The organism is Sandarakinorhabdus sp. (assembly GCF_031430775.1).
Lineage (GTDB): Bacteria > Pseudomonadota > Alphaproteobacteria > Sphingomonadales > Sphingomonadaceae > Sandarakinorhabdus.
The window spans coordinates 42,089-53,173 of sequence record NZ_JANPCD010000195.1; the positions used below are offsets into that span (position 1 = coordinate 42,089).

The 11,085-nt window shown below is 64.8% G+C and carries 12 protein-coding genes; 4 read left to right on the forward strand and 8 right to left on the reverse strand.

The window, feature by feature from the left end:
- Positions 1-48: 48 nt before the first annotated feature.
- Genes RMQ73_RS12520 through RMQ73_RS12530 form a run of 3 tightly spaced genes read left to right on the forward strand, consistent with a single transcriptional unit; the run spans position 49 to position 1,859 of the window.
- Positions 49-648 carry an SCO family protein gene (locus tag RMQ73_RS12520; RefSeq protein ID WP_310498593.1) on the forward strand — a complete coding sequence of 200 codons (600 nt, stop codon included), beginning with the start codon at positions 49-51 and terminating at the stop codon, positions 646-648.
- Entirely contained in the window at positions 638-1,075 is a 438-nt protein-coding gene (locus RMQ73_RS12525) for a YcgN family cysteine cluster protein (protein WP_310498594.1), read from the forward strand. Before RMQ73_RS12520 ends, RMQ73_RS12525 begins: the two co-directional genes overlap by 11 nt.
- Positions 1,076-1,106: 31 nt before the next feature.
- Entirely contained in the window at positions 1,107-1,859 is a 753-nt protein-coding gene (locus RMQ73_RS12530) for a SprT family zinc-dependent metalloprotease (protein ID WP_310498595.1), read from the forward strand.
- 57 nt (positions 1,860-1,916) lie between these two features.
- On the opposite strand, the gene RMQ73_RS12535 is transcribed toward RMQ73_RS12530, so the two are convergent.
- From RMQ73_RS12535 to lptB, 8 genes are all read right to left on the reverse strand, one after another.
- Positions 1,917-3,725, reverse strand: coding sequence for a M2 family metallopeptidase (locus RMQ73_RS12535; protein ID WP_310498596.1), 1,809 nt, complete (start codon positions 3,723-3,725; stop codon positions 1,917-1,919).
- Between the two features lie 57 nt (positions 3,726-3,782).
- Entirely contained in the window at positions 3,783-4,535 is a 753-nt protein-coding gene (locus tag RMQ73_RS12540; RefSeq protein WP_310498597.1) for an alpha/beta hydrolase, read from the reverse strand.
- A complete protein-coding gene (locus tag RMQ73_RS12545) occupies positions 4,532-5,266 on the reverse strand; it encodes a hypothetical protein (protein ID WP_310498599.1) in 735 nt (244 codons plus the stop codon). Before RMQ73_RS12545 ends, RMQ73_RS12540 begins: the two co-directional genes overlap by 4 nt.
- A complete protein-coding gene (locus RMQ73_RS12550; RefSeq protein ID WP_310498600.1) occupies positions 5,263-6,036 on the reverse strand; it encodes a DsbA family protein in 774 nt (257 codons plus the stop codon). Before RMQ73_RS12550 ends, RMQ73_RS12545 begins: the two co-directional genes overlap by 4 nt.
- On the reverse strand, positions 6,033-7,379 hold the full coding sequence (locus RMQ73_RS12555) for a M48 family metalloprotease (RefSeq protein ID WP_310498601.1): 1,347 nt from the start codon (positions 7,377-7,379) through the stop codon (positions 6,033-6,035). Before RMQ73_RS12555 ends, RMQ73_RS12550 begins: the two co-directional genes overlap by 4 nt.
- Before the next feature lie 77 nt (positions 7,380-7,456).
- Complete coding sequence (locus tag RMQ73_RS12560; protein ID WP_310498602.1) at positions 7,457-7,879, reverse strand: hypothetical protein; 423 nt, start codon at positions 7,877-7,879, stop codon at positions 7,457-7,459.
- A complete protein-coding gene (rpoN, locus tag RMQ73_RS12565) occupies positions 7,876-9,375 on the reverse strand; it encodes an RNA polymerase factor sigma-54 (protein WP_310498603.1) in 1,500 nt (499 codons plus the stop codon). Before rpoN ends, RMQ73_RS12560 begins: the two co-directional genes overlap by 4 nt.
- A 29-nt stretch (positions 9,376-9,404) precedes the next feature.
- Complete coding sequence (lptB, locus tag RMQ73_RS12570; RefSeq protein WP_310498604.1) at positions 9,405-10,175, reverse strand: LPS export ABC transporter ATP-binding protein; 771 nt, start codon at positions 10,173-10,175, stop codon at positions 9,405-9,407.
- 159 nt (positions 10,176-10,334) lie between these two features.
- Here lptB and RMQ73_RS12575 point away from each other — a divergent pair, with 159 nt between their 5' ends.
- Entirely contained in the window at positions 10,335-11,069 is a 735-nt protein-coding gene (locus RMQ73_RS12575; RefSeq protein ID WP_310498605.1) for a sulfite exporter TauE/SafE family protein, read from the forward strand.
- Positions 11,070-11,085 lie beyond the last annotated feature (16 nt).

Sequence of the window (11,085 nt, forward strand, 5' to 3'; positions counted from 1 at the left end):
CCAGCCTATTTGAACAACGATGTCCCCGCATAGCGCCCATACCGCCCGATGAACAGACGCCTGTGGCTCCTGGTTCTGGTGCCCGTGCTGCTTGCCGGCCTGCTCGGATACATGCACTTTGCCGCCGCGCCGCCGGGCAATCTGGATGGTGCATCGATTGGCGGCGCCTTTTCGCTGATCGACCAGACAGGCCGCAAGGTCACGGACAAGGATTTCGCCGGGCAGTACCGGCTGATCTATTTCGGATACACATTCTGCCCTGACGTGTGCCCAACCGATGTCGCCATGATGACCAAGGGCCTGAACGCGTTTGCGGCCAGCAACGCTTCAGACGCGGCCAAGGTGCAACCGATCTTCATCACCATCGATCCCGTGCGCGATACCCCGGCGGCCCTGGCGCCGTTCGTGGCCGCCTTCCACCCGCGCCTGATCGGCCTGACCGGCACGCCGGCCCAGATCGCAGCCGTGTCCCGCACTTTTGGCGTCTATGGCAAGCGCATGCCCGGCGGCGATGACCAGAATTACCTGATGGACCATAGCGCCATGTTGTATCTGTTCGGCCCCGACGGCGCCCCCATTGCCTTTCTGCCGCATCAGGGCCTTGATGCCGCACAGGTGCGGGATATGCTGGCGACATATGTCCGATAAACCGTTCTGGGAAACCGTTCCGCTGGACAAGATGGACGCCGCGCAATGGGAAAGCCTGTGCGATGGCTGCGGCCAATGCTGCATCCACAAGCTTGAAGACGAGGACACCGGCGAAGTGTTCCGCACCAATGTCGCATGCCGGCTGCTCGATACCGGCACCGGCCGCTGCCGCGATTATGCTAACCGCAAGTTTTTCGTGCCGGATTGCGTGCGGCTGACACCGGCGGTGCTGGATACCATCGACTGGCTGCCTTCGACCTGCGCGTATTTGCGCCTGCACCGGGGCCAAGGCCTGCTGGATTGGCACCCGCTGATCTCCGGCGATCCCAATTCGGTCCACCGTGCCGGCATTTCCGTTGCCGGCCGGGTGATTTCCGAAACGGATGCCGGCGATCTGGAGGATCATATCATCGGTGGTGCTCTGTAATGTGCCGCCAGTCGTGATTCTGGCCTGAGCCATGGGCTTCTTCTCCCGGCCGCGCCTTTCTGAAACGCCGCGCCTGCCTGAAACGCTGGTCATTGCCGGTCGCACCGTGCAGCTGGTGGCCAATCGGCGCGCCCGCAGCCAGGCGATCAGACTGCGGGTCAATCCTGTTGCCGGTGCCGTCGAGATCAGCCTGCCGCCGCGAGGCGGCCTGCCGCAGGCGCTGCGGCTGCTCGAAACGCATCAGGACTGGCTGGCGACGCGCATCAAGGCCTTTCCGGCGCCACGGCCATTGCTTCCGGGCGCGTGCCTGCCGTTCGATGGCCGAGATATCTGCATCGACTGGCACGCCGGCCATCCCCGCGCACCGGTGCTGGACGGCGATCGGTTGCAGCTTGGCGGGCCGGTATCGCTGGTGCCGGGCCGCGTGCTGCGCTGGCTCAAGGCGGCAGCACTGGCGGACATGACGTCCGCGACCCATGACATCGCAGCGATGGTCGGGCGGCCGGTGGCACAGGTTCGCATCGGCGATCCGCGGGCGCGCTGGGGCAGCTGTGCCGGGTCAGGCGGGCCGGACGCGCGCATCGCCTACAGCTGGCGGCTGATCCTGGCGCCATCCCATGTCCGCCGCAATGTCGTGGCCCATGAGGTCGCACATCTGGTTCACGCCGACCATGGGCCGGGCTTTCACGCACTGCTGGCCCGGCTCGACCCGCACGCCGGCGAAACGCGCCGCTGGCTGGCCCGGCATGGCCCGGCACTGCATTGGGTCGGGCGCGAGGCGTAGCGTCCGGCGCGTCTCCTCAGCCGGACAGGCGGCCGGGTGCAGGGCCGCTGGCCCGGGTCAACTCCAGCCGCATTGCTGCCCCTTGTTCTGCTTTTTCAGCCATGCGTGCAGCGGCGCGAAATAGGCGGTCATGGCCTTGCCGCTCATCTCGCCAGTGCCGGCAAAGGCCTTGAGCGCTTCGGGCCATGGCTTGGACATGCCCATTTCCAGCATGGCATTCAGCTTTGCGCCCACCGCCTTGTCGCCATAGATCGAGCAGCGGTGCAGCGGCCCCTTCCACCCGGCCTGCGCACAGGCGGACTGGTAGAACTGGAACTGGAGCACCCGCGCCAGGAAATAGCGCGCATAGGGCGTGTTGCCGGGAATATGATATTTCGCGCCCGGATCGAAATCGGCTTCGCTGCGCGGACCCGGCGGCGTGATGCCCTGATACTTCAGGCGCAGATCGGTCCAAGCCTTGTTGTACTGCGCCGGTGTCGTCGCGCCCGAAAACACGCCCCAGCGCCATTTGTCCACCAGCGCTGTCCATGGCATGCCCGGCACCTTTTCCAGCGCCTGGCGCAGCAGGAGCCCGATGTCCTTGGACGGGTCCGGCACCTTGGCGGCATCCAGCAGCCCAACCTTGACCAGATATTCCGGCGTGACGTTCAAGGCGGCAAAATCGCCGATGGCTTCATGAAAGCCGTCATTGGCGCTGTTCAGATACAGCAGCGGCTGGGCCTTGTAGGCGCGCTGGTAATAGTTATGGCCAAGCTCGTGATGGATGGTGACGAAATCGTTCGCGTTCACCTTGATGCACATCTTGATGCGGATATCGTCCTTGTTATCCAGGTCCCAGGCCGAGGCATGGCAGACGACTTCGCGGTCGGCGGGCTTGGTGAACATCGACCGTGACCAGAAACTGTCCGGCAGCGGCGCAAAACCGAGGCTGGAATAAAATGCCTCGCCGTAACGCACCATCTTGATGGGATCGGCGCCCTTGGCGGTCAGCAGGTCGCCGATATCATAGCCGATATCGCCAGCGCCGGCGGGCGCGACCACGTCATAGATGCCGGCCCATTCCTGCGCCCACATGTTGCCAAGCAAGTCGGCGCGGATCGGGCCTGTCTTGGCCTGCACCCCGTCACCGTATTTTTCGTTCAGCTTGGTGCGGGTGTAGCAGTGCAGATCGACATACAGCGGCTGCACCTGCGCCAGCAGCTTGTCGATCAGCTTCTCGAAATCCGCCGCCGGCATGTCATAGCCCGCGCGCCACATGGCACCGGTATCGGCAAAGCCCAGTTCGCGCGCACCGGCGTTGGCGATCTCGGCCATGCGGATGTAATCGGCGCGCATCGGCTGGCCGACCTTGTGCCAGCTTTCCCACATTTCCTTGAGCACGGCAGGGTCGCGCTCGGTGCCCATCAGCGCTTCGATATCGTTGCCGCCCGTCGCCACGCCGCGCACGGTGCCCTTGCCCTTGCCATAGGTTGATTGCAGGCGCGTCGTGATGGTGGCCAGTTCCTCGGCAGCGCCCTGCGTGTCCGGCGCCGGCAACACGATGGCTTGGCGCAGCAGGAACAGCTTGCGGCTCGTATCTGCATCAAGCCCGGTAACGCTGTTGAAGCGCGCGGCTTCCTTGGCCAGCCTGACCTGCAAAAGCGTGCCCTCGGCGCCGGCATCGGCAGACATCTGGTCGGTATCGTCGGTCAGATAAGTGGCATTGACCCAGAATACGCGCTGCACGCGGTCCGAATAGGCCGACATCTGCTTTTCGGCGCCGGCTACAAAGGCTTTTGCCTCATCGGCGGTAGGTGCTGCCTGCGCAGATGCGCCAGCCGGCGCCAGCAACAGCGCGGCGGTTATGCTGAGGGTGGACGTCTGCATGGAATCTCCCCTTTTGTCGGATTTATGGCCCGGCGATGAGCCTGTGCAAAGCCGGCGTCAAGGATGATGCGCCAGCCACGCCGACAGGGCGGTGCCGAAATCGGGCTTGGTCACCGCGCTCATGTGGTTGCCGGGAATCTCGATCAGTGCTGCCTGCGCCATTTCCAGCGCCAGTGCCGGCGCCGAGCCGTTGTCCTGGTCGTCGCGCCCGCACAGCACCAGCGTGCGAACCGGCACCGCGGCAATGGCCGCAAGCGGCGTGCCGACTTGCGATTTCAGCAGCAACGACACTGCCGACGCGTCCACCTTGTTCTGCTTCATGAAGGCCGCGACAAAGCTCTCCCGGCTCCCTGCCGGCCAGCCATCGGGCTGCTCCAGGATTTTCATGAAGAACGCCGCCCGTTCGGCCCCGCCGACCAGCCCTTCAAGGCCCATGCCCGACAGGATGGCCCGGCCCGGCCGCATGCCGCGCACCATCAGGCGCATCGCGGTGCGCGCGCCCAGCGAATAGCCGCCAAGGTCAAAATCGATCAGCCCAAGATGCGCGACCAGCGCTTCGACGTCCATCGCCAGCACATCTGGCGGATATGCGGCCGGGTCATGCGGCGCATCGCTTTGGCCGTGGGCGCGGTGATCCGGCATGATAACCCTGTAGCCGGTGCCGGCGATTTCGGCAGCAGCGCCGTAACGGCGCCAGTTCATCTCGCCGCTGGAAAACAACCCGTGCAGCAGCACGATGGGGCGCCCGGTGCCGATCTGGGTCCAGGCAATGCGCGTGCCATCAAAGCTGCGAAACTCGTGGTTCGTCATGGCACGCCCTTCAATTCGGCATAAACGGCTGCCGGCACCAGCGCCGCCAGGCTCCAGGCCAGCAGCTCGATAGCGGCGATGACCCAGGCAGCGACCGTTCCTGCCATACCCGTTCCTGCCATACCAAGTGCCAGTGCCAGCAGCGGCGCCAGCGCAAGGCCGACCACCAGCGCCAGCGCCAGCACGCGGTTGCGATTGCCATCTGTCAACGCCGCTGCCCGGCGAAAAGCGGCTGCAGGCGGCAGGTTCTCCATCACTGCTGCCGGCACGGCGGGCAATGCCGCGCACAGCCCCCACAGGCCCGCCGCCAACAAAGCGGCATCAAGCACCAGCCCCGCCAGCGTGCCATGGCGGGCAAACAGCTGCACGATCAGCCCCGTGACAACTGCGCAGCCCATCAGCAATGCCACCTTCAATCCCGGTAACGCCCGCGCCAGACCCTGACGCCAATAATCCGGCGGCGGCAACGAACGACCTGATGCGCGGGCACCCGCACCAAAACTGACCAGCGCGACAAACAGCATGGCAAGCACGCCGCGCAGCGTTGTCAGCACGATATCGAAATCTGCAGATGGCGCCATCGCCCGCGCGGCCATTCCCGGCAGGGTCACCAGCACCAGCCCGGCCAGAATGACAGCCGCCCAGTCACCAGCCAGCAGCCGCAGCGCCCGGCGCAGGGCCTGCACCACATCCAGCCGCACCTGCGGTTCAGCGCGGCCCGGCGGGATCACCCCTGCCGCGCTGCCCGTGCAGCATCAACGGCTTCCTTGAGCCGATCAAAGCCAACCGCGCCCGAAAGGATGCGGTCGCCGACGATGTAGCTCGGTGTGCCGGTCAACCCCAACGCCCGGCCCAGGGCCAGATTGCGGGCCACTTCGGCCTTGAGGGCGGGCGCCGTCAGATCGGACGTTGTGCGCGCCACGTCCAGCCCCGTCGCCCCCACCAGGCCCAGCGTGCGATCATGGCCGACCTTGCCGGGGCTGTCGAACATCGCGTCATGAAAGGCGCGATACCGACCCTGTGTCGCCGCCGACAGGCTTGCCATGGCCGCTTCCTCACTGGCTGGCGAAAGCACCGGAAAATCACGATAAACGATGCGGACGCCCGGATCGCTGGCCACCAGCTGCTTCACATCGGCATGGCCCTTGCGGCAATATGGGCAGGCATAGTCAAAGAACACCACCAGCGTGACATCTCCGGTGGGATTGCCGGCGGTGGTGCCCGGAAAGCCCGCCTCCAGAATCGACCGGTTCGCGGACAGCAGCCGGGCATTTTGCCGGTCCTCCAGCCGCTGCATGGCTTCGGGCAGGATTTCGGGGTGCGAGAGGATGTACTCGCGCACGATCTTTTCGATTGCAGCCCGTTCCGGGGCAGGCGCGGCACCGCCAGCTGCGCCTGCAGCCGCAGGCACTAGAAAAAACCCGCCCAGCCCGGCAGCCACAACAGCCGCCATTGCCCAGATTGCCCGCACCCGCGTCTCCAACATTGTCCTGACGTTCATCGCCGCTTCTTCTTCTTATCAAGGGCATCGCCGGCCACCAGATAAATATCGTCTGCCCTGATGTAATCCGGCGTGCCCGCGGCCAGCCCCGCCCGCGCCATGCGCGCGTTGGCGGCAGCACCAGGCGCATTGCCTTCCAGGCTGAAGCGTTCGGCAGAGGCCAGCGCGGCACGCGGCTTGTCACCGCGCCGATCATAGATGACGCCAAGCTGGTACCAGGTAAACGGGTTTTCGCGGTCGAGCGCCACGGCGCGCTTGAGCAGCGTTTCGGCCTCGCCCGCCAGCGCCGGATCCTCGCTGGTGACCAGCGCATGGCCAAGCAGTGTCATGATCATCGGTTCGCGCGGCGCCTGTGCCACGGCGCGGCGCAAGACCGGGATAGCGGCATCAACCTTGCCCGATTCCAGCAGGATCTGGCCATCCAGCTCCAGAAAATACGGATCTGCCGGGCCAAGCGCCACAAGCTTGGTGGTTTCGGCCATGGCCGCCTCGGGAAAGCCGGAACGATGCCAGGCATAGGCCCGGGCATAATGCGCGGCCACGGACTGGTCGCTTTCGGGATAGACCTGCATGACGCGAGGCGGCTCCTCGACGAACCCGATCAGCTTGCCCTTGATGCGCTGGAACCGCTTGTCGAGCGCCGGGTCGGGCGGCGTGTTCCAGGCCGGGTCCGCCTTGTACACAGCCTCCAGATTGGCAACGCGGGTCGAGCTGAGCGGGTGGGTACGGGCGTATTCGTTGTTCTGCGGGATGGCGAGGCGGAACTCCTGCGCCTGCAACCGCCGAAAAAACGCGATCGAGCCCTTGCCCGAAAGGCCCACCGTACCCAGGAATTTCGCACCGGCCTGATCGGTGCGGCTTTCCTGGTCACGGGTAAAGGCCAGGAACTTGCCCTGCGCCGCTGCCGTGCCAAGCCCCAGAATGGCCATGCCGGCCTCACCGGCGCCTGCTGCAACGGCTGCCGCCGCCACGACGAGGGACAGGAGCGAGATCTTGGTGGCAGGGCCGGCGCCTTCACCGAAACGCACATTGTGGCCGCCGGCGATATGGCCGATTTCATGGGCGATGACGCCCTGCAACTCGTTCACATTGTCAGCCGATGTGATCAGGCCCGAATGAATGAAGACATTCTGCCCGCCCGTCACAAAGGCATTGATGCTCGGGTCGCCGACCAGAATGAATTGCACGTTGCGCGGGTCCAGCCCGGCGGCCACGACCAGATCGCGGGAAATATCGCGGAAAAACGCTTCGGTCTCGGCATCACGCAAAATGGACTGGGCAGCCGCGCGGCTGACCGGCAGCAGGACAAGGCACAGGGCCATCAGGAGTCGGATCACGCGCATCACAGCCGCTTTTGCCTAGCAGAGTTGAACGCGGTGTGAAGCCTGCCCATTGCCGCGCCCGGCAGGGGTGCGGCAGGCTATAGATCACGCGGCGGTTTCTTCGGCCGCCGCCGAACCAAAGGCCTGTCTTTGTTTCTCCACCGCCCCGGCTTTTCGAAGTCGAATTCACTGCTGTTAATGATATCGTCCGCCTCACGCATCATCTGGCGATACTCGCGGTCAACCACACCGCCGCAATCGTCCATATCCAGCTCATCATCGACACAGTCGTCAGAGCGTGCATTTGCGCGATCTTCGGCAACTTCATCGTCGATGATGCCGTTCAGAATGACAATTCCTATCACGAGCACCGCGATGCCGGCGACAATCATTCCCGCAGCCTGCCAGGGATTATCCATGGCGTAACCCAAGAATGCCAGAAGCAGGCCAAAAGCGACTACTGCGGACATGCCCAAGCAGCCGCCGCGCGCCAGTCCGCCGATGAAAGAGAATAAGATCACGCCGCCGCCAGCAGCCGTGCCCGCCGCCGCGCCACCGACGATCCCAGCCCCAGCGCCTCGCGATATTTCGCCACCGTGCGGCGGGCGATGTCGAAGCCTTCCCCCTGAAGCAGATCGACAAGCTTGTCGTCCGACAGCGTGTCATCGCCCTCTGCCGCGATCAGCCGGGCGATGCGGTCCTTGACCGCCAGCGCCGACGTCGCCTCGCCGTCGGCGCCTTGCACGCCCGATGTGAAGAAGTATTTCAGTTCGAACAGCCCGCGTTCGCACAGCAGATATTTGTTGCTGGTAACGCGGCTGACAGTCGATTCGTGCATCTCGATGGATTCGGCGATCGCGCGCAAGGTCATCGGCTTGAGCTGGCTGACTCCGCTGTCGAAAAAACCCTTTTGATGGGTGACGATTTCGCTGGCGACGCGAATGATGGTGCGCGCGCGCTGGTCGAGCGCCTTGAGCAGCCAGTTGGCGCTGGCGACACATTCGTTGAGAAATCCAAGCGTCGCCTTGTCGGCGCCCACCGCCAGTTCGGCCTGATATTCCCGGTCGACGATCAGGCGCGGCAACGACGCCTGGTTCAGGCTGATCTGCCAGCCGCCATCGTCGCCGCGCGTCACGAACACATCCGCGACAACCGGAGTCGATGTTTCGCTGGCATAGCGCAGGCCCGGCTTGGGATCATAACCGCGCAATTCCCGCAGCATGTCTGCAATATCCTCGCGGTCCACGCCGCACAGCCGCATCAGGCCCTGAATGTCGCCGCGCGCCACCATTTCCAGATTGCCGAGCAGCGCGGCCATCGCCGGGTCGCAGCGGTCGGCATCCTCCGCCTGGATGCGCAGACATTCGGCCAGATTGCGCGCGCCGACCCCGACCGGGTCAAACCGCTGGATACGCGCCAGAACCGCTTCGGCCTGTGCGAACGATATGCCCAGCCGGTCGGCCACATCGTCCAAAGGTTCCAGAAAATAACCCGCCGGGTCGATGCCATCGATGATGTGGCGGGCGATGATCAGTTCGGCGCCGTCAAATGCCGCGCTGGCCTGCGCTTCCAGCACATCGGCAAGGCATTCGCCAGCAGCGGCAAGCTGCCCCCAGTCGAAATCACTTTCGCCGGCAGGGCCGCCGGCCTCGCCCCAATCGGCACTGCCCGCGCCTTCGGCTTGCGGCGCGTCGATGGCGCAGTCGTGATGAAAGGTTTCCCCGGCGTGATCGACATCAAGCGGCGAATCACCACCGCCGCCGGGTGCCAACAGCTGGTCGAGCCTGGCGCTGTCAGGGTCGGCCACCGGCTCCGGGGCGCGCATTTCCGTTGGGGCGTCGCTGCCAGCCTCAGGGGGGTCGCCCGCCATCAGCAGCGGGTTTTTCTCCAGTTCCTCGCCGACATAGGCTTCCAGCTCGATATTGGTCAGCGTCAGCAGCTTGATCGCCAGCTGCAACTGCGGAGTCATCACCAGTTGCTGGGATTGTCTCAGCTCAAGGCGCGGCCCCAGTGACATGGCTTAGCCGGTCGATGCCCGGGGGCGCATCACAGGCTGAAATCCTCGCCCAGATAGACACGGCGCACGGTTTCATCGGCGACCAGCGCCTGCGGCGTGCCTTCGAACAATACGCGGCCATCATAGATGATGCAGGCGCGATCGACGATTTCCAGCGTTTCACGCACATTATGGTCGGTGATCAGCACACCGATGTCGCGGTCGCGCAATTGCACCACCAACGCGCGGATATCGGCGATGGAAATGGGGTCGATACCGGCAAACGGTTCATCGAGCAGCATGATCGAAGGGCTGGCCGCGAGCGCGCGGGCAATTTCGCAGCGCCGACGCTCGCCGCCTGACAGCGCCATGGCCGGCGCCGCCCGCAGCCGGCCGATATGAAACTCCTCCAGCAATTGTTCGAGGCGCGCGGCCCGGCGCGCGGTGTCAGGCTCGGCCACTTCCAGCACGGCCATGATGTTCTGCTCCACGGTCATGCCGCGAAAGATCGAGGTTTCCTGCGGCAGATAGCCAAGGCCTAATATCGCGCGGCGGTACATCGGCAGGCCGGTGATGTCATGGCCATCCAGCAGGATGCGGCCCTGGTCCGGCATGGCCAGGCCCATGATCGAATAGAAACAGGTGGTTTTGCCGGCGCCATTGGGGCCAAGCAGGCCGACGACTTCGCCGCGCCGCACCGAAAGCGAGACATCGCGCAGCACGACGCGCTTGTCATACCGCTTGCCGATGCCATCGACCGACAGGCCGCGCAGCACGGGCTCGGCCTGCGCCGTGCGGTCGAGAAGGTCGCTGTCAGCCATGGTCTGTCACAAATCCTGAAAACTGGCCCGAATATTGCATGACGGGCCGCAAACTATCCGCAAGCCGGATGTTTTGCCAAGACTTTATGCGGCGTTGGGTGCATTTCGGATGCATTGGCCGGGCTTGCCAAAGGTCACGGGCATGCACAAAAGAATGCGATGCTGATCCTGCTCTTTCTCGTCGGACTATGGGCCGGGGCGCAAAATGCGCTGGCGGGCGGCGGCTCCTTCATCACCCTGGCGGCGCTTGTCGCTGCCGGGCTGGACCCGAAACTGGCCAACATCACCTCCACCATGGCGTTGTTTCCGGGGCAGATCACCACGGGCTGGGCGGGACGTTCGCTGGTGTCGGGCGCTGAGCGACTGTCGTTCCGGTCGCTGGCGCTCATCAGCTTCATGGGCGGCATCGGCGGCGCCTTCCTGCTCATTGCCACGCCCGGCATGGTCTTTGCCGCCATGGTGCCCTGGCTGGTGCTGGCCGCCACCGCCCTTTTCGCCTGGAGCAGCTTTGGCCCCAGGCCCAAGGTCGCCGCCGCCCCGCCGCCGGCCTGGGTGACGGTGCTCACCCAAAGCGCCATCGGTCTTTACGGCGGCTTTTTCGGCGGCGGCGCCGGCATCATGACCATGGCATCACTGGCGCTGGCACGCCTGCCGGTCCGAAACGCCGCCGGTACCAAGAACGTGCTCGTTGCGTTGGCCAATTTGTCAGCCGCAGTCGTTTTCGCTTTGTCCGGCGCTTTTGCATGGCGCGAGGCGCTGATCATCGGCGCCGGCGCGATGCTCGGCGGCTATCTTGGTGCCCATGCCCTCAAAAAACTGCCGGAAATGGTGCTAAAGGTCGGCGTGGTGGTGATCGGGGCCGGGCTGACGGCGGGGCTGTTCCTTCGCGGCTAATGGTCAAAATCTGACG

Excerpts from the sequence above, each read along its gene's own strand:
- RMQ73_RS12520 (WP_310498593.1), top strand. The coding sequence starts at position 49 with ATGAACAGACGCCTGTGGCTCCTGGTTCTGGTGCCCGTGCTGCTTGCC.
- RMQ73_RS12525 (WP_310498594.1), top strand. The coding sequence starts at position 638 with ATGTCCGATAAACCGTTCTGGGAAACCGTTCCGCTGGACAAGATGGAC.
- RMQ73_RS12530 (WP_310498595.1), top strand. The coding sequence starts at position 1,107 with ATGGGCTTCTTCTCCCGGCCGCGCCTTTCTGAAACGCCGCGCCTGCCT.
- RMQ73_RS12535 (WP_310498596.1), bottom strand. The coding sequence starts at position 3,725 with ATGCAGACGTCCACCCTCAGCATAACCGCCGCGCTGTTGCTGGCGCCG.
- RMQ73_RS12540 (WP_310498597.1), bottom strand. The coding sequence starts at position 4,535 with ATGACGAACCACGAGTTTCGCAGCTTTGATGGCACGCGCATTGCCTGG.
- RMQ73_RS12550 (WP_310498600.1), bottom strand. The coding sequence starts at position 6,036 with ATGAACGTCAGGACAATGTTGGAGACGCGGGTGCGGGCAATCTGGGCA.
- RMQ73_RS12555 (WP_310498601.1), bottom strand. The coding sequence starts at position 7,379 with ATGCGCGTGATCCGACTCCTGATGGCCCTGTGCCTTGTCCTGCTGCCG.
- rpoN (WP_310498603.1), bottom strand. The coding sequence starts at position 9,375 with ATGTCACTGGGGCCGCGCCTTGAGCTGAGACAATCCCAGCAACTGGTG.
- lptB (WP_310498604.1), bottom strand. The coding sequence starts at position 10,175 with ATGGCTGACAGCGACCTTCTCGACCGCACGGCGCAGGCCGAGCCCGTG.
- RMQ73_RS12575 (WP_310498605.1), top strand. The coding sequence starts at position 10,335 with ATGCTGATCCTGCTCTTTCTCGTCGGACTATGGGCCGGGGCGCAAAAT.